Below are 22,227 nucleotides of genomic sequence, written 5' to 3'. Positions count from 1 at the left end.
TTTATTCTTTATCAAAAATACGATTACCTATTGCCACTAAGCAATCGGGCAGTACAAAAACAAAGTTAAATAGGACCTATTCTGAAATTACATATCCATATTTTCAGTCCAATTAATGACCAGATTGTCCAATTTCCAATTATCGTTTCTTGTTTGCAATAAGTAAAATAAATAATTTCTACCCAAGAATTTAGGCAATTTCATTTCTATAAAAAAGAATGAGTTTTTCTACCAATACATTTTAAAAAGCTGTTCCTTTTTGTTTTAGATTTTATTTTTTTCAATTTTAAAGAACGCCCATCAAATCACTCCTAACTGTGGTTTTTACTTTTTACTGTTGCAAATGTAGCACAGTATCATTCACTCAAAAAAATCTTTTTGGGTTTCTACAAAAATTCTTTCCACTTTGTTCCAATAATTTTTCCAGACACTCCTGAATCCTTCGGACAAAAAGATTTCCAGCCCGATTCAAAGCCTGTATTCTATTACGGGTCTTGAATCGGGTTTTGTGTGGCTGCTACTGTCCTATAATCATCGGCAAAGAAAAAGTCGGAACCTCAGTTATACGAATCAATTTAATAGCAGTCGCTCTTTGAAATCAACGAAAAAAACAAAATAAAAACAACAAAGAATAGTGCTTTTCCAATCTGGTAAAAGTAAAAAAGAAAAGAGCCGAGTGTCCTCGATACCAAATCAAATCACTCTCAAATTTCAACCAACAACTAAAAAATTAAAATAATATGAATACTACTATTAAAAGAAAAATTACAATAACAGAAATTGAAAAATTATTTGAAAAAAGAGAACTGATAAACATTAGATATTATCACTGCATCGATAAGAAATTTTCAGAAAATGAATTAGAAGTACCCTTTTTATTTGAAATTACAATAAGGCATAATGAAGATGAGAATGTAATGAAAATTTGGACAACCGCCCATAAGGAAATTAAAAATCAGAAATCTCAAAATTATTAACTCCAAAAAATTAATTATTAACAATTAAAATCGAAGTATTATGAACACAATTATCGGTAGAGTTACCAAAAACGCAGAAATCAACAATTTGAAAAACGACAAACAGGTCGTTAATTTTTCAGTAGCCATCAATGACAGCTACAAGACCAGACAAGGCGACATAAAAGAACAGATCACCTATTACAATTGTTCCTATTGGATAAGTCCCAATGTGGCAAAAATTCTTACCAAAGGAACTTTGGTAGAATTGACAGGTAGAGCAAGTTCGAGTGCGTGGATTGGAAAAGACGGAGAAATAAAGTCAGGTCTGAACTTCCATACTTCAAAAATAAAATCACACGGCGGAGGGCAGAAATGGGAGGCACAGGTCAAGCCAACCGAAACATCAGAGAAAACGAATGTGTTCGCAGAAGACACGGATGACGATTTACCATTCTAAGAATTCAGAATTATGGAAGCACAGTTTAATTTTCAGATGAAACACCGAAAGGATAGAAGAGGATGGGAAGCGATAGAAGTCTATTATAAGACCCATTGTGACAGAACCAAAGCAATACGCTATGCAAGAAATCTTTCAAAGATTTTCAATTCGGAAATACGAATGACACAGGGAACAGAACCGCTAAAGTTAAGCGGAACATACATTTATGAAAACCATTAATTCAACAAAAATAATCAAATGAAAACATCAATCACAGCAACAGAATATCTGCTCATCAAAGCAATGACGAACAGTGAATGGGATAATGGCGATTTTGCCATTATCCATATTACAGAAGATTGGAAGCAAACCCAAAAGAAAAGATTGGAAGCCGTAAAAATAGTCGAAAACGATTATGATTTGAAGTGGCTGAACTATGCCGATACCAACGTTGAGTTTTTCAGGTTTTCGGAAGAAAAATATCCCGAAGTTAAACAATGGCTTTCGGAGAGTAGCAGGATTTTTATCGAATTGGAAAAAGAAGATTTGAAAAAAATGTTGCAACCTGAAAATAATCTGAATTGCTACCAAATGCAGGTTTTCAAAAGTGGAAACGCCATTTACAATGCTTTCGGAAAACACACGAGTGAAGAATTTTGGACAGAAGAATTTTCATTATGGGAATTGATAAAATGATTCAAGATTCAAAGTGAAAATCTAAAATTTAAATTCTAAAATCAAAGTATTATGCAAACCAATTTTTTCAGACAGATAGCCAAGTTGAATCTTACCGGAGATTTACAAATCACACTCCGACAGACCACAGAAAACAGTTTTGTCCTTTCCGTATTGCTCAACAATGAGCAATGCGGGGATGAAGCAAGGAAACTCATTCCACCACTTAATTTGAGGGGGACGGCAGAGGAATTGGACAACGGATTTTTTGAAAATATTTCGATACCGCTACAAACCGCTTCGGGATTGATGGTGGATATGGAAAGTTTTATGAAACAGGTTGAAGAAGCCAAGAAGAAGTCGGCAATGGAAAAGGAAAAATACGACAAGGAGAAAAAAGAAAAGGAAGCTAAAGACAAAAAATATAAAGATGCCTTGCAGAAAGCCGAAAACCTCGAAAAAGAAGGCAAGTACAAAGAAGCGTGGTCTGTACTTCCAAAAGCATCGGAATATCCCGACTATGCAGAGAATATCCGCAAAAAGCAGGACGAATATGAAAGGCATTTTGCGCCAAGTCTTTTCTCTGAAAACCCCACCGAGAACTTAACTGAAACTCAAATTTAAAAATCAAAATTATGCTACTTGCAACACTATTAGAACGAGTTTTTATACTGAAAGATAACGGACAAGAAATCAAACTTCCAGACCCCGAACCCAAATGGAGCGTTGAATCCGTAATGAATTTTTACGCCAACACGTACCCGATTTTGACCACTTCAAAAATTTCAGCGCCGAAAATCAAAGATGATGCAGTTGAATACCAATTTGAAAGTGTAATGGGAACGAAAGGGTAACAGGCATATTGCGGTTTGCTTACAGCCAACTGCAATTTTGCAAAAATTCCCATCCAATCAACTATCAACAGACAACCAAAACCAAAATGAATGCAACGAAAGACCATATCGGGAACCATTCAACCACCCGAAGAAAAAAAGCAAAGACGACTGCACCAACAGTTGAGAGAGTACGCACAATGGATGAATCAGATGAAAAACAGCTCGGAAGTTCAGAAAGACCAACGGAAATCAGTTCCTATGTCCCAACTTCCGATGCTTTTCTGAAAACCTGCTTTATGCCGAAATTAAAAGAAAATGAAATAACAGCAAAACAAGGCAAACGTAAGTCTGCTAAAACAGAAAGGGATTTTTATAAGTCCCTTTCTCAATTGGCAATGCATTATGAAATTACTCCGATTCCGACACAGCATTTTAATTACCCCTATAATATCAGCCTTTCCCTTTGGGATATTAAAAGACAGTTGAAAAGCAAGACTGAAAATTGGGATAACATCAGAGTGATTGAAAAAGGAAGTAAAACCTGTTTTGCTGTCCAGGAAAGATGCAACACAGGAACGATATTGTACTATGTTCCTGTTAGACCCCTTTATCAGTTACTAAAAAACAAGGCGCATAGAAAAGCAGCCTGCCTGCTCTTGTCGGTTTGCTCTTACTTATACAGAATTGCAGACATACCATATTACAGACAGGAAGGCACGTATCTCTACGGGATATATGAAATGCTTACCGATTGGATGGAGCAAGACGAAGAAATGGACGATAGTCACAACGGCAAAAAAGAACTTCAAAGTGCTGAAATTATTGGAGATATAATGGGACAGAAAATATCCGACCCTCATAATCTTCTTTTTTTTGAGCAACGAGTGAAAGGTTTTAGACCAAAAGACAGATTTGAAAAAGAGTGCCTTGCATTGGCAGAAAAAGCCTTCCAACTGTATTGTGATTACCCTAATGAAAGCATATACAGGAATGCTCATTATAACAATAATGTCAAGTCCAACGATGTGGATGAAGATGACTATTACAATGAGGAAACGGTTATCGCAATGGATAAATACATTTCATTTTTTGCCGAGAGTGAAGGATTAATCTATGATAATCTGATGGACACCATAAATAACGAGTTCAATGAATATGCTGAAACCCAAGAACCAATGATTTTTAAATCCTTTGACGGAAGCAATCTAACCGACAAAAACCTTGATTTTGAAAATAGGCTGTTTAAGCTCTTGAACGAATTGTGTGGGTTGCTCAACTAATCAATATACACAAAACTGAATAATTCAAATTATACAAAATTATGAGACATACAGTACATACAACCGAAAAAGAAGAAACCGACATAACCAATAATTTTGGAACACTATACCATCCTAAATCAGCATTGGTCTTTTATGAGACAGAGGGTTATAATCCCGATGGCTACGTTGAATATTTTGATATTGACCGTAACGGAAACCCCATTAACGCACATCCCTTGACCGTAAGGGAAGCACAGCGTCTATCAAAAACGCTGAATATCCAAAACAAAAAAGATAAAGATTTTCTAAGACCGAGCGGTATTATTTCTGAAAACATACTTTTTACAGATGCATCCGATAATGGGAAAGTGATATGGTTCACAAAATCACAGGAACGACCGTTATTATTTACCGAGCAACTTTCTATTCCAAACGGATTAGCGAACGTACCACCTTTAGTATGGTGTGCCAATAAGCAAGGGATGAAAATATTCGCTTTGGAGAACAACCAACGTCCGAATGCGGAGACACCCCTTTTTCACGCTCCTTTTTTCAATGTGTATGAAAGCGGAAGCGTTTGTATGGGAACAGTCGATGTGAATATTAAAAATTCTGTATCTCTTGAAGAGTTTACGGAAAAATGGGAAGACTATTTTTTCAATTCTTATTTCAGTCATTTGGTCAACAGCCATAATCCGATAAATGGAAATTGTGTGAATCTGTGGAAAAATTTAATTCAAAGTAAAGAAGCTTTTCCGACAGAGGTCTTAATCAATTCAAATCTAACCTTAAAAAATCTGCTCTAATGATATATTCAGAAAAATCAAAAGTTCATTTTACCGATGACAGCCTTATATATCCGACCAATCCTATTACCGTAAACCTTATAGGAGGGGGCGGGACAGGGTCAAAAGTCCTAACCGCCTTGATGGAAATGAACCATTCCTTGATTGAATTGGGACATGCAGGAATACAAGTTCGGCTGTGGGATGACGATATAATCACAGAAGCGAACCAAGGCAGACAGCGTTTTGCAGAATGTGAAGTAGGATTGCCAAAGGCAGTTACACTGATAAATCGGGAAAACCGATGGTCGGGTACGAATTGGAAAGCCGAAGTCAGAAGGTTTGAAAGAGATTCTTTGGGTAGGATTCACGAGAGTATGCAATCTGCAATTTATATCTCTTGTGTTGATAATGTTAAATCACGATTTGAAATTGCTGATATTCTAAACGAGTTGAAAGAGGGTAGGAGATTATACAGAAATCAGGCTAAATATTGGATTGATGCTGGAAACGGTAAATATACGGGGCAAATTCTTTTATCTACCATTGGAAATATTCAGCAACCTAATTCCGAGAAGTACGAAACGGTGTCGCATCTTCCTTATGTAACGGAAGAATTCGGAGAACTACTTAAACAATCAGAAACCGAAGATGATACACCAAGTTGCAGTTTGGCAGAAGCTTTGGAAAAGCAGGATTTGTTTATCAATTCTACGTTGGCACAAATGGGGTGTTCGTTGCTTTGGAATTTATTTCGCAATGGGCTGACAGAAAACAGGGGATTCTTTCTCAATCTAAAAAATTTCCATTCCCAACCCATAAAACTATAAAAAGCCGCCTGATGAAAATCGGGCGGCAAAAATGCAATTCCTCCCGTTGGTCGGAAACGCATTTTTGCGGAAAGTGGAGCAACCACATTTCTAAAACATTGCTAATACTTTTCCTTGAGATGTTTTTGAAAAAAGGTTGCGTTTTTATATTTAAATACCTTGAATTTTAATATTCAAAGTATTATTAATTCCAGACAACTTTTATATCTCTAAATTCTAAATTCGATTTCGTTTTTTCAAATGTGTTTCTTTCGTGCTGTGAAGTGGTTTTAAACCTGAAAATTTTAATAAATAAAGGTTCGCCTTGTATATCTTTAAATGAAAAAGTAAGTTTGACAGGTACATTCAATGCTAACTCAGGATATGGCTTACTGGATTTATACAAATCAATTTTATATTCATTTCCTTCAATGTCTACGACGAAAACATCTTCAATCGTCATTTTTTTCTTCTCATCTTTTGCTTCAATAAGAAATGAAATAGCTATGCTTTTTTCGGTTTTATTTCCAACAACCTTTGTTATTTTAAATGATGAATTTTCTTTTTCCGTTTCAAGAATTGGTTTGTTAATATCAAGCACCTTTTTAAGATATTCATTTTCTGAACCCAAAATTTTATTCGTCGACTGTAAATTTTCATTTTCCTTTTTGAGAGCTTCGCAATTGACTTGGCTATATGCTAATGAATAGATTGATATGACTGATAGAAGTAGTATTTTTTTCATTTTATTTTTGTTGGAATTATTAGATATTGGTAAGCAGTTCAAATATAAAAAAAAATGAGAATGAATTTTATACTCTTTATTTTTATTAAACAAAATAGTTCTATATGGCAGTCTTCTTTTTAAATTCATAAAAGCCTTCAAATTCATCTTCAAGATTTTCAAATTCTATGAACTGGACGAATTCCTCCATACATTTTCCCTTGAAGCCTCTATATTTTGGATAGTCTGTAAGAGGAATGTCTGTCAAATCTTTAAAGGTCACAATGTCCATCTTGTTTAGCATATTCCTAAGTCTGCTGCTGAAAAGAAATGAACTTGCGGTGATATTTCTGTTTTGGAGTTCGGTTTTCCTTGGTCTATTTTCGGATGAAGCCTTAAAATCTGATATAAATTCTTTACTGAGCGGATTTATTTTTTCTTTTAACAGGTCAATCTCCCTGATTAACCCTGAAACAGATTTTACCTTATAAAATACATTTTCGTAAATCTTTCTTATAGATGCAAATCCCACATTATATTTTTCAGAAAGAATCTCTAAAGGGCATTTATCAATAAGTATTTTCTCCAGAATTTCATATTCCCTTTCTGAAAGGATATTTTTGGACATTTCAAGATAGAATTGATTAGTCATATCAATAATTTTCTGTCCTGAAATACGACTGATTTCAGCATTGTCATTAAAAGCTGTATTGAAAGAATCTTTTTTGTTGTCAGCACTCATATTTCCAGTATTTACTTTGTGGAGTGCTACAAAAAAAAGGCGTAGGACACTACACTTACCGACATTGAGGCACTGGTATACCCGACTACGAATAAGCGAGCGCCCACGCCAAAACGTGAGCGTTCTTACTTATTGTCCCGTAGTCTTAAAAATTACCAGTTTTCAATGTGGGACTTAAAGAAAAACACTTTAAGATTAATATTTTATAGTACAAATATAAACAAGCTAAAGCAAAAATTGACATCTACTTTACAAATTACGGTATAATTGGCTGTCTCAATAAATTCAATGCAAGAATCGGAGCCGACTTTTTTTGCTTATCATTCTATTCCATCTTCATTCTGGGCAGTCCTATTTCGTGCTCCTGCGGATAAGGTTTTCGCCACGTCATACTGACATCTTCGCGAATATTGTTATAGGCATCGTAAGCCTTTTCTTTATACAAAGAATATCTCGGGTCGGGAATGAATGGCATTTTTGCCATTTTCATTATAGTAATAGTGGGGAAGTGAAAATCAACCTCCACGGTCCCTAGCAACAGATAGCATCCACCTCCCTGGAATGGATACCGGGAAAGGTTATCAGGAAAATGAGCTGTATCAAAGTACTCTCCCTCCGCATCGATCCACGTTCCGAAATACATTGTCCCCCTCTTGGTGGGAACTTGCTTTCGGGAAATCAGGTAAGCTAACATCTTTACCTGTTTTTTGTGGTATTTCGTCAATTCCTTTGCCATTACGCTCCCCTTGTATTTTGTCTGAAGCATATCGAATGGACTGAAAGAAACTGGGAACCCCAAAATTTCAATTTCATCAAAGGCATCTTCAAAAGGGTGTCTTTGTACTTTGGGTAGTTTATAATTTTTCTGGGGTTCCTCAAACAATGTCAAATGCCTGTAATCAGTCTTTTTTCCTGCCAACAAGAATCTTGCTTCTATCAGGAGTTCGTGCTTTTGCTTTCCTGTAAACCGGAAAGCTCCGATGAAAATTAGTATATGCAATGTCTCAATACCGATAGGGACTCTTTTGACAAAGTTTTCCAATGATAAATAATCCCCATTTGTTTTTCTTTCCTCAGGAATTAAATGAGCAGTTTTGCTCTCCAATTTCTCAATGTGCATCAGTCCGAGATAGACATCTTTTCCATAAAGAGTAGTTTTGCACTCACTCTGATTGACACAGGGATTAAGGATAACAGCTCCTGACATTCTGGCTTCGTGAACATAGACCTCCGGTCGGTAAAAACCACCACCATTATTGATTGCAGATACCATAAATTCAATAGGGTAGTACACTTTCAGATATAGGCTTTGGTAACTTTCAACAGCATAGGATGCGGAGTGGGCTTTACAAAAGGAGTAGCCGGCAAACGATTCAATTTGTCTGTATACTTCTTTGGATAATTGTTCCGGATGTCCAATCTTTGTGCACGATTCAAAAAAATGGTCTTTCACTTTTTGCAACGCAGATAAAGACCTTCCCTTGCCACTCATTGCTCTTCGCAACACATCCCCATCTGCAGGTGTTAATCCACCAAAATGCAACGCAATTTTAATAACATCCTCTTGATAGACCATTATGCCGTAAGTTTCACCAAGTTCCTTTTTAAAGACCTCGTGGAAATATTCAAACTTATCAGGGTTGTTGTGCCGGAATATATATTCTTTCATCATTCCGCTTTGGGCAACTCCCGGTCTGATAATAGATGAAGCAGCTACCAGCACTTTATAATTATCACATTTCAACCTGCGGAGCAGTCCTCTCATTGCAGGACTTTCAATATAAAAGCAGCCGATTGTTTTTCCTTTGCTTAAGTATTCATTGCATTTTTCTTCATTTTTGGAGATTCTCACATCCCTTATGTCTACCTTTATGCCACGTTTTTCCTCAATCAATTTCACAGCGTCATTTATCGTTCCTAAACCTCTCTGGGAAAGGATATCGAATTTCTCAAATCCTATCTCTTCGGAAACGTGCATATCGAACTGAACAATCGGAAATCCCTTTGGAGGCATTTCCAATGCGGTGAAATTAGTAATGGGTTCCTCGGAAATTAAAATTCCGCAACTGTGCATACTCCTTTGATTGGGAAATTTTTCCAACAATTTTCCATACTTATAAACCATTCTGGTAACGGAATTATTATCGTGCTGCTCAATAGGCTTGGGGGCCAATATATCCAGTTCCTCTTTCGGTAGCCCAAATGCTTTTCCAACCTCCCGGAAAATTGATTTGTATTTGAACTGTACATTCGTTCCGCAAAATGCAACGTGGTCTTTTCCGTATTTATCAAAAATATATTGCAATATGGTGTCTCTGTCGTGCCAACTCCAGTCAATATCAAAATCAGGTGGTGATTTACGGTTCAAATTGAGGAAGCGTTCAAAATAAAGATCCAGTTCGAGTGGACAGATGTCAGTAATGCCAAGACAATAGGCAATGATACTGTTGGCCCCGCTACCTCTCCCAACGTGCATAAATCCCATTCTATTGCTATACTGGATAATATCCCAGGTTATAAGGAAATAAGCACTAAAGTTCAATTGGTCGATCACGCCTAATTCTTTTTCCGCTCTGGCTTGAGCTGTGCCGTCATCATCTGGATATCTTATTGCAAGTCCTTTATATGCCAGCACTTTTAATAACTTAAAATCATTTTCTTTGCTGTCGGTAAAATGCTTTTTATTTTTTGGAGTTGAACAATCAAGCTCAAAATAGCATTCTTCTAATATCCGCTTTGTATTTTGGGTGATTTCAGGATACTGTTGAAAGGCTTTCAGCAATTCAGCAGGCGGAACAAATTTCTCATTATTTTTACAATAATCATTAACCTCTAATTTTGTAACCAAAGTATTGCGATCAATAGCACGTAAAATCCGGTGAAGATGGTATTCTCTTTTAGTCGTAAATGTGACAGGCTTTAAAATGACCATTTTATGAAAATATTTTGCTAATGACGGATTCACTAAAAGATTGATTTCCTCGGGTCTTATCCCAATGTATTCATTCCGATTAAGTTTTGGAGGAAAATCATTTAAAGGATAAATGACCGTCACATCGGTAAAATTCGGATGATATTTAGGAAGTTCTTTCCCATCGCAATTATGCACGGTAAGAAGCCTGTTGATTTCTGAAATTCCAGTTCTGCTTTTTGCTAAGCAGATATAATACAAGAGGTTTTCTTTTCTTATCTCAACACCAACAACGGGTTTGATATGATGCTGTAAGCACAACTTATGAAATTCGTAAATTCCGGTGATCGTATTGATATCGGTCAATGCAGCCACCTCGATACCCAGCTCAACACATTGCTGAACCAATTCCTCTACAGAAATTGTTCCGTATCGAAGACTATGATAAGAGTGGCAGTTCACAAACATAATGGCAGTTATTTTATTATGAGTCCCGATGCCCTCCCGACACTGGTAGCGCCGAATCTCATTTTTATTTTATCCATTGTCTGATAAAGACTAATAAGTTCTTCAGTATCTTCAAACAAATTCATCTGGTGGCATCCGTTGACCAAACCTGTAAATTTTATTCCGATCAGACGAATTCTCATCCTCCTGGTATAAGCCTTAGCCAAAAGTTCAAATGCATATTGTAGCAGGATATGGTCAGAAGAAGTATAAGGAACTTTGCATTGTTTGGTTTCTGTATCAAAATTAGAGTACCTAATTTTTATGACGACAGCCGATGTCAGCCATTTTTCTTTCCGGAGTTGAAAACATAATTGTTCAACCATTCCTGACAGTAAACTTTTAATGCCTGAAATATCAATGGTGTCTTGTGTAAATGTATGTTCCTTTGAAATAGATTTTCTTTCTGAATATGGAATAACGGGAGTTTCATCGATCCCATTGGCTTTTTTCCATAACTCCGAACCATTTTTTCCTAAAAGCTGATGCAAAACGTCTACGGGCATTTCGGATAGGCTTTGGATATTTCTAATACCAATCCGGGAAAGCAATTGAAAGGTTACATTTCCGACCATCGGAATTTTCTTAATGGACAGAGGATTTAAAAAAGATTTTACATTTTGTTCTTGAATCTCAAACCTCCCTATTGGTTTTGATTCTCCGGTTCCGATTTTTGAAACTGTTTTATTGGTCGATAGTGCAAAGCTGATAGGCAATCCTGTATTTTTGGAAACAGATTCTGCAATTTCAGTCGTCCATTGATAGCATCCGAAAAATTTATCCATTCCGGACAGATCCATATAAAATTCATCTATACTTGCTTTCTCCAAAACCGGGACTTTCTCCTGAATAATTTCAGTTACGGTATGGGACATATTGGAATACATTTCCATATCTCCTTTGATAACTTTTGCTTCAGGGCATAATCTCAAAGCCATTTTGATTGGCATTGCACTTCTTACTCCAAAATATCTGGTTTCGTAAGAACACGATGCCACGACACCTCTGTCCCCACCACCAATGATAAGTGGAACTCCTTTTAAGCTGGGATTTTTCAGCCTTTCACAGGACACAAAATAGGTGTCCAGATCCATATGTACAATTGAGCGAGTCATTACTATTAAATTATTCAACAAATTTGGTAACATTTTTCACAAATATCATTACATTTGTTGTGATTAATATTCACAAAATGTCTACGCTATCTATTTTATCAGATAACATCCTGTATTTAAGGATGCAGATTCCTAAAATGACACAAGAAAAAATTGCTGAGAAGTTGGTTGTTTCAAGAGATTCTTATGCTAAATATGAGACTGGAAAAACAGCCCCTCCATTAGATGTGCTATTAGCAATTTCTCGTTATTATCAAGTTAGTACTGACTTGCTGCTTACAGTAGATCTCAGAAAATATTCTAGAGAGGATATGATAGAGCTACCGAATAATCGAAGTGTTTTGCCCATATTGGTTGATGAAGCCGGCGAGAATAAAATTGAAATTGTTCCTCACAAAGCTTCAATGGGATATCTTAACGGTTACAACGATCCGGAATATATCGGAAACCTTCAATATATGTCATTACCTTTTTTACACAATGGAAAATACAGGGCGTTTCCTGCTGGTGGAGATTCAATGCCCCCTTATAATGATTCCACATATTTTGTGGGAAAATATGTGGAGAGTAGAAATGACCTCAAAAAAGGGAAATCTTATTTTTTTGTTACTCGTGAAGGATTTGTATACAAACGCTATACAGATCAAAATCAATACGGTACTTTGGTGAGTTTTGACAATAGCTTTTATGATCCCTATGAAATTGAGTGGGCAGATGTTCTGGAGATCTGGGAATATGAGTGTAGTATCAATAAAGATGATCTGGGACTTTTAAATCCTGTCCCTATGGAAATACAGTCAATGTTTTTATCTTTAAAAAACGATATACAAATTGTGAAGGACAGCTTAAAAAAATAATTGATGAGAAAACTGATATTTTTAATCCTACTATTACCACTTAGTGTTTTTTCTCAGACAGTATCAAAAGTTGTAGCTATTACGGACGGTGACACGATTACCGTACTTTTGGATGGCAATATCCAAAAAAAGCTCCGGCTGGCAGAAGTGGATTGCCCTGAAAGCGGACAGCCTTTTGGAAAAAATGCAAAGCAATTTACTTCCGAACAGGTTTTCGGAAAGCAAATTTCATTTATTGAAACCGATACCGACCGTTATGGACGGACTATTGCCAAGGTCTATTATGATAATGAAAAGTATCTTTCTGCTGAAATCATCAAAGCAGGACTAGGGTGGTGGTATTACCACTTTTCCAAAGATAAATCTTTGGGTGATTTAGAGCAGGAAGCCAAACTGAACAAATTAGGTCTATGGCAGGATGATAATGCTGTTTCACCTTGGGAGTATAGAAAAATGAAGCGTGAAAATATAATTTTGGAATAATAATACTAAAGATTTGACTTTTTCTTACTGTCAATGCCAATGAAATTTGCAATATAACGGCTATTAATCTTAAAATAATGGAATTTGCTACTTTTTTCGAAGTTCGACTTATTCCAAATTTCATTGCTAATTTGTCAGATATATGTACAATGATTGTCCTCCAAAAAAATCAAATTTGTTCAATATGATTTTGATACTCTTGATTATTTAAGTTATATACTCTTGTCATTTCCCTATGTATATTTACATCAGTATGTTTTCCTAATAAAAATAACAATAAATTATTTTTAAGTTTAGCTTCCTTGCCAAGCATTTTTTCATTCCAAAAAATGTATTTCCAAATATTTCCACTTAAATTAAAATCAATAAGCCGAAGCTTTCTTTTAAATTCAGGCAATTCATTTGCCAGGAACTTTGTATAAGCGTTAGCAATCAATTCCTGCCCAACTGGTCTTAATAGCAAACTTCCCCCTGAATTATCATTTCTTAGAATTGGTTTTTCGTTTATTGTTAAATTTTCCACTTCGTCAGTATAATTTATTAATTCAGGGAAAACTTCAAATAAAGTATTCCAAAAAGCGACAGATTTTTGATATAGACTTTCAATTATATCATCAGCAGGCCTCACAGTATAGTATGAAGCGTTTTGAGAATATAGCTTCTTATTGATACTATATAAAGTAACTAATGTCGTAAATGACTTATTATCATTTGTGGGAATAGCACCGGATTTCGAAGAAGATAATGCATTAGGCTTGGATAAAATAGGATGTTCAATGACTAATCTTCTAGTGTTTATGGCTGCAACATCATCTTCGTCAAGAATTATCAATTCTGCACCTTTAGGTTTTTCAGCATATTTATTTAGTACAGTAAATAAACGCCTTGTCTTTTCAACTTGGTTATGATTGTGAATTACAAATATTACAGGAATTTCAAGGTCTTCAATAGTCTCATCTTCTTCATAGGCTTTTCGTAAACCCTTTAAACGGTGCTGTCCATCTAATGCAAATATTTCTTCATCTCCATTTAGAGATAAGATACCAAATTTGCTTCCCAAAAAATTAACTTGTTCTTGGTTAATTTCACTACCGTCGATTTCAATTCTTTCAAATAAATCAATATCAGACCATTTGGGGCTTCCTTTATGAACGGCTACAATTAAACTGCTAAAGAAACGTTCATCATTTTCTTTGATATATTTTTTCAAAGATTTTATTCTACTTTGATTAATTTCTCTCTGTAAAATTCGATTAATATTTTGAGTATATAATTCTTCAGATTCTGAAACAGTAATAACACGATTGTCGGTAACTAAATCCTTAATCTTGATAACTGTAGAGTAGTATGTCCAGTATCCGATATTCCCTCTAAGACAGGCTAAGTGTATCATAGTATTCTTAGTATAAGTTTCTAGATTGTTCAGTTTTACCACCAATCTTTGAATTGAGTGGTGGAACTATTTTTTTTATTATTTCGTCTTCAATTCTTGCAATTTCATCGTCTGTAAGATGGTTTAGACTGTAAAAATAAACGTGTGTGTAATCTGGCCAAAGATTTGTGAGTAAAACTTTGTTAAGACTTCCGTTTATATTTCCTATTTGATTTTTATACTCATCAAATCTTTTGAAAAAACTAAAACTGGTTTGTCCTTCCCTTACTCTTCCTATATAAAGCAGATGATTTATTATGGGCTCAAATGGATGCGAAGGTTCTAAGAAAAACATATAAAGACCTTTATTGTTTTTTATTGCTTGAGGCATATTAACTTTAATATCTTCATCAAATTTGACTTTTGTTGGCTGGGGAAGCTGGGGAATATTAAGTGTACTCCATAGATCTGGTTGATGAATTACATTTAAAAGATAGCGATTGTCAATAAAATGGTTATTTATTTCCTGTACATTTAATACTGCCATAATCTATCAACTATTATAAAACTGTTTAATCTCAAACAACTCACCCTTCGGAAATTCTTTCATATTGGAAATAGCCTGTCCTTTTTGAATCTTTTCAAGACTTCTATATGCTTTCAAACCATCTTTTTCACTAAATCCTAAAAATTTATTAATTGCCTTTGTGTTGTTTTTATCCTTTATATTTAATAAAAACGAAATTTCACACATACTCGAAAAATCAAAAGTCGGTTGGTTGAACTCTTCAATTCCTTGTGATAAAAGAACTACGGAAACACCTTTAGAACGAACTTCACGTAAAATTTTCTCTAAAATATCTTGGTATTTCTTTTCTTTGAAAATAACGTGTGCCTCATCGATTAAAAGAACATATCTCATAGCACGAAAGCCATTTTCCGTAGGCGTACTATCCATATTCATAAAGACATTATAAATATAGTTTATAATCAAAAATAATGAAGTGAATCTTACAGAATTAGATAAATCTCCAGATAGGGACAAGTAAATATTTTGGTTAAGAAAATTCTTAACTTTTTTATCTTCTTGGAAAACATTATATCTACTTAGTTCATCAATGATTTCTGTGAGCGTATCTCTTTTCTCTCCAACAAGTTCCAAAAGTTGCTCGTTGATTTCAGAAAAACTCGGATAAGCACCAGGTTTCATTTTCTGAAAAGCCTCTATTGTTGCTTCTCTTAATTTACCTCTTTGTTTAATTCCGATATTTGAATATTTACAAATAATATCAACAAACTTGTCAATTCCCATTTGTTTATTAACATCATTAATACTGTCAATAAATGACAAAGGATTTACAGGGAAAGGAGTTTTGGGAGCGTCAATAAACTGCGATTTAGTCTTTTCAAAGAAAGGTTGCATTTCTGCTAAGTCATCATCTTTTAATCCTTTAAAATCAAGATAAATAAAATTGACGTGATGATTTGATTTTTCCGAAATTTCCCTTAAAAGTTGCAAAGCAAACTGGGTCTTACCAGTTCCCGAACTTCCAGCAACTGCAATATGATTGTTGTTGTAGATTCCTGTATCATTGAAGTTTAATACAACATCTTCGGACTTATTTGCAAGATAATTTCCAATTAAAATTTTTATTGGTTCAGAAAAATATGATTTTTCAATACCTTGATTATTATTTTTAACTGCATCTAAACTTACTTTAACGGTATCTAACATAGAGATTCCTTTATCTAAATGTTCCGTCAAAAAGTCTAAAAATGTATAGTTATTATTATTTGAAAACAAATTATCCATCAATTCCAATCCGTGGTCAATGTGCAGTTTAATATATTTTGGAATATTATCATTTGTTTTATAAATCCCATAATACTGACAAACTAAGGCTATGTAAAAATCCCTATATTTTGCATCAAAAAGTATATGGTCTTTGTATTCTTTACCTTTAGAATCATATAAACTAAACTCTGATACAGTAAAACGTTTTCCGTTCTGTAAAGAATATCCTAAGGCAATTCTTGCAATTACATTTTCTTTAGTACCAACAGGGAGTCTAGAGGTTAGTTTTCTTACTATTTCCTGATTGGCTTCGGAAGTTCTAATATTAATTTGCATACAGTTCGTTATATGTATTAATTAAATTTTCTGGTTCAGATTCAACAAAGTTCGATGCGTCTGTACTAATATTGCGAATGATATATGCCCTGCTAATATTCGGTTTCAATAATTCAAATTCACCCTCTGTTAATTCCTTATGAATTAATGGAAATAATATTACTTGTTTGGAGACATTTGGATAAAACTCTCTGATAACATTTTCAGCATGGTCTTTATCAAATTTTTGCATTGGAGAGTCAATAAATACTGGAAATTCAATGTCCGATTCATCAACTAAGGCTTTCAGCAATGCAGACGCATACATTTGCCTTTCGCCCATAGAAAGAGAACCTTTGTCAATTTTTTCATCTCTGGAATTATACAAATTAATATCTACATCATCTCCTGCTTGATTAATATCTACAACAACTTTTTTGATAAAGCCTTTTTTATGCATTAAAATATTAAGTTCACTTAAAACGTTCTCTTCTAACTTTTTCTTTGTTGTTAGTTTGAAATCTTTGATGAAGTCCTTTAAATTATGTATTAAGTCTTGAGTTTTTTTGTCTTTTTCAGAATAACGTCTTGAGTCATCAATCTTTTTACGCAACTCTTCCTGTCTCTGTTTTAAAGTTTTAATTTCATTTTTGAATGCGCCAGTCCTTTCACCCAAATCGTAGATGTCTTTTTCAATCGTGAAAATCCTGTTGTCCAAGCGTGTTTTGTCTTCTCTAAGTTTGGAGATGTACTCATCTTCTGCATCTTTTTCGGCAGCTCTGATCTTCCTCCGTATGGAATCTAATTCATTCTTAGACCTCAAATATTCATCATTAAGTTTTGTGAAAACACTTTTAAATGTATGTTTTAAATTGTTGACAAGAGAATTTAACTCATTTGTTTCAGAATCTGAAAAATCGTGTAAAGAGACAAAACTTGCAGGTAGTTCTGGAATGTCAGAGAAAAAATATTTTTTTATTAAATTTTTTATTTGTAATTCATAAAAATCTCTCACTTTAACATCAACAAACCCATTAAATTCTTTTTTTGCGCTTTCAATATCACCTAAAATTTGGTTTGTTTTTTCGCCTACATCCTCTTGCTTATATTTGCTTTCTCTGTGGTTTTTTTCATCGCTCAATTGATTAGAGACATCCATTAAAGTTTCACCTGCCAGACCGAATGGAATTAAATCGAATAAATCTTTTAAATCATTTTGAAGTTCATTGATTTTTTCATTTAAACTAATCTCATCATTTTTTAGAATGTTTAATTGTTCGAGAGTCATCATATTTCCTTCTTGAATCAACTTCATTTGAATCTCATTAGATTCGCTCTGCTTTTCAATCTTTTCTTGATTTAATTCTTGAATCTGTAAATCTATATCATCAATTGAAATTTGTTTGTTTTTTATATCATTTTCAATATCATTGAATTCTTGACGCTCTTGTGGCTTTGCTGATTTTTTTCTATACTCATCTTGAATGTTCTCAAGCTGGTCTTTTAAATCTTCATATTTTTTAATTCCTAATACTTCAGTGTAGGCTTTGCTTAGTAATCTACGTTGTTCCGGGGAATTAATTTCGGCAAGGGATACAATTTTTTCAGCATCAAAAAAGAAAAATTTAGCAATTTCAATTGGTAGAATAAAATCACGTATAAATATTTCTTCCCCATCTTGTTTACCATCAGTCGTTAAATCTTGAATCAATTCGTTTTGAAAGCCATCGATAAGAACTTCTACCTTATCATTTGTACTTGTTTTTACATCGTAACTTCTTGTAATTTTGATTTCATTACAGGTTATTTCGGGAATTTTGACATCACGAAATGTTACAGATACGGAAAATTTTGTATCTCCTTCTGCATTAGCTAATCTATTCAGGCTGTTTCCAATATACTTACCATAACCTCCTTTGTCTCCAATTTCTTTTTGGTAAAGTTCATCAACTTTTTCCATCTGCCTACCATATAGACACCATACCAAGGACATTAAAAAGGTGGTTTTTCCAAATCCATTTTTACCACTTACGACAATGATATTCTTATTGTCTTTTGGTAAAAGTTCAATTTTGTTTACGCCTTTATAAATCCGGAAGTTATTTAGTTCTATTTCTTTAATGAACATCTTTCTGCTCTTTTTTTAAGTATTCCTCTATTCGTGTTTCAATATCATCTTTCAATCCCCTTTTTCGGTTAAGAAGAGATTTGTTTTTTTGCAAAGTGAGAAGTTCTTGAATTAACTCAAAATCTTGCGGATTTTCTTGACAAGATTTTTTCAACAATTCAAGTTCTTTTTCTTTTTTCTCATTATGGTCTTTCATATCCAAATCTGATTTATAGGCGTTGTGGTAAATTTCCGAAACTTTTTGATCAAATACGAAATCACGATACCAAATGGTTTGAATGGCAATTAGTTCTTGATTTGTAATTAACTCAACGTGAGGTTTGTCTTTTTGAACTTCTTTTTGCGCTTGTAGCAATCTTAATAATACCGAAGCACGATATTTTGGATAATATGGACCCATTCCATTTATTGCATCAGTTCCATTTCTACGTTGTGGCATTCTGTTTTCAATGATATTTCGTTCTTCTGCTAACTCATTTCTTAATTGCAAAAGAGGTTTAAGCCAAGTTAAACCATTTTCTATCAATGCTGACATTGATTTGTCTTGCTTCACAACGGTACAAGTCCAACAACCAAAACGACTTTGTCCACAAGATTTATGTTCCTTATCTGTTACAACAGTCGGACATTCATAATCGTCAGCACTGGCATCAGAATAAATTTGAAAAAGTTCTTCATTACTTGCTCCCCAAGGTGAGGGCATTGTATTTATTGTGTACCAAACTTCCTCTAAGGATAGGTGTCGAATGGGGGCATACATAAATGTATTGGGCTGAGTTGGATGTTTGCTCAAACGTTTTCCTTTTATTGCGTGTTTTTTCATTGATTTTGCACGACTTGCAGATTCTGCCGAACGTGTACCAATCAATATAACAGCCTCTCCAAATTCATCAATTTGCTCCAAAATAAAACGTTGAGTTGGCTTTATTTTTAGTCTTTCTGTGCACCAACGGAATGCGTTGTTAGGTGCTGGGTAGCCTTTCCCAATCAAATTTACCCAAAAAGAATCTTCTAATCTCGGTATTGTTTTTATCACACGAATTGGCAAATCTTGCTCGACAGCAGCTTGCTCAATTTTTTCTAAAACCCGATATACATATTCTGTAATTACAGGGTTTTCAACCATCGTATCATTACAAACAATGTATATTTCTCTATAAGGTACAAGAGCAAGTTGTTTTATGTGTTGTAGTGCTTTCCAAACAAATTGAAGCATTACTGTCGAATCTTTACCGCCACTAAAACCTATAATCCAAGGTCTTAAAGATTTGTCTGCAAAAAGATACTGATCAATAATTTCATCAACAATGTTCTGAATGAATTTTGCCATAATTTTTCCTATGGTACAAATTAATAATTTTTTTTGGTCTTACAAAAGGAAAAACGTTTAAATTGAATGAAAAATACTGTTTCGATGATCGAGGTAGCACTTAGTATTTCCTATATTCTACTTCCTAGCAGAAAGCTTATAAAAATGAAATACTAACATTCCATTGCTTCGAAAAATTTTCAATTTAATTCCAAAAAACCATTTCACTAAACGAGAGTATTAGCAAAGATTACAGTTTTGCCACGAATTCAGTTTATTAAATATAAATATAAGGAATTGAATAGATTTAGTATTGTATTTTTAATATACAGTTTAAAATCGGATATATTGTAAAATATATAACGTCTTTACTAATTTAATTTATATGAACTGATTTATAAATCGTACTGGTACGATTTATAAATCAGTGCAAGCTTTTCTTTTTTTTTAATTCATCGCCCTCTAAATTCGTTTTCAGAATTCTAATAACCATCAGGGTTATTAGCTGTAAAAATCCTAAAATAATGAAAAACTGACAACCTATTTTCCTACCAAAGTAATCTGCCTTCTGTCAAAGCGATTACAAACTCATAACACAATCTTTTATTGAATGAATCAATGAAAAGACAGCTTAATGTAGGTGTTTTTATTTCATATCGAAATGAAAAGTTCAGTATAGCATAGTTGAATAATGATAGTTTCAAAAAGAGAAACTAAAAAATCTAACAGAGTAAGTATTATATCAGAAAAACTTTAATTATGAAAAAGTTCATTTTATCAGTAACAATCCTTTTAATATTTGCAGGAATAGCATTTGCAACCAATTTTGTTAAGCAAAACAAAGTGATTTTTGAAGGTCGTTGTGATTATGATTCAACTTCACAAAGAAAATGTACTCAAAATGTTCAGATGCAGGAATATGACACCCGAAGTATTAAATAATTATTGAATATTATAATATAATATCTTCAATGATTTTATCCAACTTTGCATCTGGTAAAGTATTCAAGTAAGCCATTGTGGACTGTATGTCTTTATGTCCCAAGGCTTCTTTAATGATATCAATTGAAATGTTTTTAAATTTCAATGCTGTTGCAAAAGAATGTCTTGCGCAATAAAATGTGATGTTTTTATTAATTTTAAGGTTTTTAATAATATCTTTAAGAGGCGGATTGACAAATTCCTTTAGATATTTGTGGCTTTTATTTTTTAAATAACCAATGTCAGTATTATTGTTTTGAATAATTTTAAAAATGAAGTATGAATCGACGTTAGAACTATATCTTTTAATTATTTCATCGTTTTTATCAGATAATTTAAAATTAATGGAAACTCCTGTCTTTGTTCTGATATAATTTATATTACTGCCGAAAATAGATTTTTTTTCAAGTTTAATTATGTCAATAAAATTTATTCCTCGCGAATAGTAACTGAAGAGAAACATATCTTTTGCAAATTGTTCTCTAGCATTTTCTGCTTCATATTCATTTAAAAGTTGTATTTCATCTTGGGTTAGAAATTCTTTTTTACTATTGCTTTTTATTTTTGAGACCTTATAATCTTTGAAAGGATATTGAGTTTCTTTAATAATTTTTGCTTTAATTGCTTTATTAAAAATATTTCGTATAGTTCTAACCCGAATTCCCAAGGTACTCATTTTGTTACCTTTTTCTGTACAATAAGCTTCGTATTTATTTAATGAAGTATAATTGATTTCATTGAATCCAATATCTTTTTTGTTGAAAAAAGTTTGAAGAGAATTTAAAGTTTCTTTTTCTATTTGGGCGCTGCCTAATTTATCAGATTTTTTTAAATTTTCAATATTTTCTAACTGAAATTCTGTATATGAAGAAGTTTTGTTTTTGCCTTTGTAGGTTTTTATTCTATTAATTAGGTCGGGGAGGGTATAAGGAATATTTTCTTCTTCAAATTGATCAATAATATGTTCGATAATTATTTTATACTTTTCTATGAATGTATTAAGCTTATTATGATCCGGATGATTCTTTTTTACACGCTCTGTTTCAAAGCTCCATTGATCTTCACGACAAGACTTTTGTAAAGAAAGAGAAGTATTCTTTCTATCCTTTATAAAAGATATAATGATGCTTTTTTCACCGTTAGATTTTGGTGCGTTTTTTAAAGTAAATTGAAAAGATGTCATATATTTTGACGAACATTTGACGAACATTCGTACTACAAAT

The 22,227-nt window shown here is 33.6% G+C and carries 22 protein-coding genes; 12 read left to right on the top strand and 10 right to left on the bottom strand.

From position 1 onward, the window contains the following. The first annotated feature begins 740 nt into the window (after positions 1–740). From EG346_RS02015 to EG346_RS01975, 9 genes are all read left to right on the top strand, one after another. On the top strand, positions 741–977 hold the full coding sequence (locus tag EG346_RS02015; protein WP_123876830.1) for a hypothetical protein: 237 nt from the start codon (positions 741–743) through the stop codon (positions 975–977). 40 nt (positions 978–1,017) lie between these two features. After that, a complete protein-coding gene (locus EG346_RS02010; RefSeq protein WP_123876829.1) occupies positions 1,018–1,416 on the top strand; it encodes a single-stranded DNA-binding protein in 399 nt (132 codons plus the stop codon). 12 nt (positions 1,417–1,428) lie between these two features. Continuing rightward, the gene (locus tag EG346_RS02005) at positions 1,429–1,638 is read left to right on the top strand and encodes an addiction module toxin RelE (RefSeq protein ID WP_123876828.1); all 210 of its coding nucleotides are present in this window, start codon (positions 1,429–1,431) and stop codon (positions 1,636–1,638) included. Between the two features lie 18 nt (positions 1,639–1,656). Further along, positions 1,657–2,094 (top strand): hypothetical protein, encoded by a 438-nt coding sequence (locus tag EG346_RS02000; RefSeq protein WP_123876827.1) that lies wholly within the window; start codon positions 1,657–1,659, stop codon positions 2,092–2,094. Between the two features lie 51 nt (positions 2,095–2,145). After that, positions 2,146–2,697, top strand: a complete 552-nt coding sequence (locus EG346_RS01995; RefSeq protein WP_123876826.1) for a PRTRC system protein E — start codon at positions 2,146–2,148, stop codon at positions 2,695–2,697. Between the two features lie 11 nt (positions 2,698–2,708). After that, entirely contained in the window at positions 2,709–2,927 is a 219-nt protein-coding gene (locus EG346_RS01990; protein WP_123876825.1) for a PRTRC system protein C, read from the top strand. Between the two features lie 86 nt (positions 2,928–3,013). Next, positions 3,014–4,189 (top strand): hypothetical protein, encoded by a 1,176-nt coding sequence (locus EG346_RS01985; RefSeq protein WP_123876824.1) that lies wholly within the window; start codon positions 3,014–3,016, stop codon positions 4,187–4,189. A gap of 41 nt (positions 4,190–4,230) precedes the next feature. Then, positions 4,231–4,977, top strand: a complete 747-nt coding sequence (locus EG346_RS01980) for a PRTRC system protein B (RefSeq protein WP_123876823.1) — start codon at positions 4,231–4,233, stop codon at positions 4,975–4,977. Between the two features lie 2 nt (positions 4,978–4,979). Then, entirely contained in the window at positions 4,980–5,786 is an 807-nt protein-coding gene (locus EG346_RS01975) for a PRTRC system ThiF family protein (protein ID WP_123882535.1), read from the top strand. Positions 5,787–5,970: 184 nt separating this feature from the next. Here EG346_RS01975 and EG346_RS01970 read toward each other — a convergent pair whose 3' ends face one another. From EG346_RS01970 to dinB, 4 genes are all read right to left on the bottom strand, one after another. Next, a complete protein-coding gene (locus EG346_RS01970; RefSeq protein ID WP_123876822.1) occupies positions 5,971–6,510 on the bottom strand; it encodes a transposase in 540 nt (179 codons plus the stop codon). Between the two features lie 100 nt (positions 6,511–6,610). Continuing rightward, positions 6,611–7,231: a hypothetical protein gene (locus EG346_RS01965; protein WP_123876821.1), complete on the bottom strand. Its 621-nt coding sequence runs from the start codon at positions 7,229–7,231 to the stop codon at positions 6,611–6,613. A gap of 325 nt (positions 7,232–7,556) precedes the next feature. After that, positions 7,557–10,610 (bottom strand): DNA polymerase III subunit alpha, encoded by a 3,054-nt coding sequence (locus tag EG346_RS01960; protein WP_123876820.1) that lies wholly within the window; start codon positions 10,608–10,610, stop codon positions 7,557–7,559. 8 nt (positions 10,611–10,618) lie between these two features. Continuing rightward, positions 10,619–11,764 carry a DNA polymerase IV gene (gene dinB, locus EG346_RS01955; RefSeq protein WP_123876819.1) on the bottom strand — a complete coding sequence of 382 codons (1,146 nt, stop codon included), beginning with the start codon at positions 11,762–11,764 and terminating at the stop codon, positions 10,619–10,621. 77 nt (positions 11,765–11,841) lie between these two features. Between dinB and EG346_RS01950 the strand changes: the two genes are divergently transcribed. Beyond that, the gene (locus EG346_RS01950) at positions 11,842–12,621 is read left to right on the top strand and encodes an XRE family transcriptional regulator (protein WP_123876818.1); all 780 of its coding nucleotides are present in this window, start codon (positions 11,842–11,844) and stop codon (positions 12,619–12,621) included. A gap of 3 nt (positions 12,622–12,624) precedes the next feature. Continuing rightward, positions 12,625–13,104, top strand: a complete 480-nt coding sequence (locus EG346_RS01945; RefSeq protein WP_123876817.1) for a thermonuclease family protein — start codon at positions 12,625–12,627, stop codon at positions 13,102–13,104. A gap of 169 nt (positions 13,105–13,273) precedes the next feature. Here EG346_RS01945 and EG346_RS01940 read toward each other — a convergent pair whose 3' ends face one another. From EG346_RS01940 to dndC, 5 genes are read right to left on the bottom strand one after another with little or no spacing between them, the layout of a single operon-like run. Continuing rightward, positions 13,274–14,497, bottom strand: a complete 1,224-nt coding sequence (locus tag EG346_RS01940; protein ID WP_123876816.1) for a DNA sulfur modification protein DndB — start codon at positions 14,495–14,497, stop codon at positions 13,274–13,276. A 7-nt stretch (positions 14,498–14,504) separates the two neighbouring features. Next, positions 14,505–15,023: a hypothetical protein gene (locus tag EG346_RS01935; RefSeq protein ID WP_123876815.1), complete on the bottom strand. Its 519-nt coding sequence runs from the start codon at positions 15,021–15,023 to the stop codon at positions 14,505–14,507. 6 nt (positions 15,024–15,029) lie between these two features. Further along, complete coding sequence (locus tag EG346_RS01930) at positions 15,030–16,607, bottom strand: DndE family protein (protein ID WP_123876814.1); 1,578 nt, start codon at positions 16,605–16,607, stop codon at positions 15,030–15,032. Then, positions 16,597–18,714: a DNA sulfur modification protein DndD gene (dndD, locus tag EG346_RS01925; RefSeq protein ID WP_123876813.1), complete on the bottom strand. Its 2,118-nt coding sequence runs from the start codon at positions 18,712–18,714 to the stop codon at positions 16,597–16,599. Before dndD ends, EG346_RS01930 begins: the two co-directional genes overlap by 11 nt. Then, positions 18,704–20,044 (bottom strand): DNA phosphorothioation system sulfurtransferase DndC, encoded by a 1,341-nt coding sequence (gene dndC / locus EG346_RS01920; RefSeq protein WP_123876812.1) that lies wholly within the window; start codon positions 20,042–20,044, stop codon positions 18,704–18,706. The genes dndD and dndC overlap by 11 nt, the downstream gene beginning before the upstream one ends. 738 nt (positions 20,045–20,782) lie before the next feature. On the opposite strand from dndC, the gene EG346_RS01915 reads away from it, so the two are divergent. After that, the gene (locus EG346_RS01915; RefSeq protein ID WP_123876811.1) at positions 20,783–20,965 is read left to right on the top strand and encodes a hypothetical protein; all 183 of its coding nucleotides are present in this window, start codon (positions 20,783–20,785) and stop codon (positions 20,963–20,965) included. Positions 20,966–20,975: 10 nt separating this feature from the next. Here EG346_RS01915 and EG346_RS01910 read toward each other — a convergent pair whose 3' ends face one another. Beyond that, the gene (locus tag EG346_RS01910) at positions 20,976–22,187 is read right to left on the bottom strand and encodes a site-specific integrase (RefSeq protein ID WP_164466300.1); all 1,212 of its coding nucleotides are present in this window, start codon (positions 22,185–22,187) and stop codon (positions 20,976–20,978) included. Between the last annotated feature and the right edge of the window lie 40 nt (positions 22,188–22,227).

Origin of the sequence: Chryseobacterium carnipullorum (assembly GCF_003815695.1) — a bacterium.
GTDB classification, from domain to species: domain Bacteria; phylum Bacteroidota; class Bacteroidia; order Flavobacteriales; family Weeksellaceae; genus Chryseobacterium; species Chryseobacterium carnipullorum.
Note: the sequence above shows the minus strand (reverse complement) of the source record. Positions and strands in the feature narration are given on the sequence as shown.

What these genes read in the sequence shown, in the direction of transcription:
- EG346_RS01950 (WP_123876818.1), top strand. Translation starts at nt 11,842, where the DNA reads ATGTCTACGCTATCTATTTTATCAGATAACATCCTGTATTTAAGGATG.
- EG346_RS02000 (WP_123876827.1), top strand. Translation starts at nt 1,657, where the DNA reads ATGAAAACATCAATCACAGCAACAGAATATCTGCTCATCAAAGCAATG.
- dndC (WP_123876812.1), bottom strand. Translation starts at nt 20,044, where the DNA reads ATGGCAAAATTCATTCAGAACATTGTTGATGAAATTATTGATCAGTAT.
- EG346_RS01970 (WP_123876822.1), bottom strand. Translation starts at nt 6,510, where the DNA reads ATGAAAAAAATACTACTTCTATCAGTCATATCAATCTATTCATTAGCA.
- EG346_RS01935 (WP_123876815.1), bottom strand. Translation starts at nt 15,023, where the DNA reads ATGGCAGTATTAAATGTACAGGAAATAAATAACCATTTTATTGACAAT.
- EG346_RS01945 (WP_123876817.1), top strand. Translation starts at nt 12,625, where the DNA reads ATGAGAAAACTGATATTTTTAATCCTACTATTACCACTTAGTGTTTTT.
- EG346_RS01960 (WP_123876820.1), bottom strand. Translation starts at nt 10,610, where the DNA reads ATGTTTGTGAACTGCCACTCTTATCATAGTCTTCGATACGGAACAATT.
- EG346_RS02010 (WP_123876829.1), top strand. Translation starts at nt 1,018, where the DNA reads ATGAACACAATTATCGGTAGAGTTACCAAAAACGCAGAAATCAACAAT.
- EG346_RS02015 (WP_123876830.1), top strand. Translation starts at nt 741, where the DNA reads ATGAATACTACTATTAAAAGAAAAATTACAATAACAGAAATTGAAAAA.
- EG346_RS01930 (WP_123876814.1), bottom strand. Translation starts at nt 16,607, where the DNA reads ATGCAAATTAATATTAGAACTTCCGAAGCCAATCAGGAAATAGTAAGA.
- EG346_RS01965 (WP_123876821.1), bottom strand. Translation starts at nt 7,231, where the DNA reads ATGAGTGCTGACAACAAAAAAGATTCTTTCAATACAGCTTTTAATGAC.
- EG346_RS01985 (WP_123876824.1), top strand. Translation starts at nt 3,014, where the DNA reads ATGAATGCAACGAAAGACCATATCGGGAACCATTCAACCACCCGAAGA.
- EG346_RS01980 (WP_123876823.1), top strand. Translation starts at nt 4,231, where the DNA reads ATGAGACATACAGTACATACAACCGAAAAAGAAGAAACCGACATAACC.
- EG346_RS02005 (WP_123876828.1), top strand. Translation starts at nt 1,429, where the DNA reads ATGGAAGCACAGTTTAATTTTCAGATGAAACACCGAAAGGATAGAAGA.
- dinB (WP_123876819.1), bottom strand. Translation starts at nt 11,764, where the DNA reads ATGACTCGCTCAATTGTACATATGGATCTGGACACCTATTTTGTGTCC.
- dndD (WP_123876813.1), bottom strand. Translation starts at nt 18,714, where the DNA reads ATGTTCATTAAAGAAATAGAACTAAATAACTTCCGGATTTATAAAGGC.
- EG346_RS01910 (WP_164466300.1), bottom strand. Translation starts at nt 22,187, where the DNA reads ATGACATCTTTTCAATTTACTTTAAAAAACGCACCAAAATCTAACGGT.
- EG346_RS01940 (WP_123876816.1), bottom strand. Translation starts at nt 14,497, where the DNA reads ATGATACACTTAGCCTGTCTTAGAGGGAATATCGGATACTGGACATAC.
- EG346_RS01995 (WP_123876826.1), top strand. Translation starts at nt 2,146, where the DNA reads ATGCAAACCAATTTTTTCAGACAGATAGCCAAGTTGAATCTTACCGGA.
- EG346_RS01990 (WP_123876825.1), top strand. Translation starts at nt 2,709, where the DNA reads ATGCTACTTGCAACACTATTAGAACGAGTTTTTATACTGAAAGATAAC.
- EG346_RS01915 (WP_123876811.1), top strand. Translation starts at nt 20,783, where the DNA reads ATGAAAAAGTTCATTTTATCAGTAACAATCCTTTTAATATTTGCAGGA.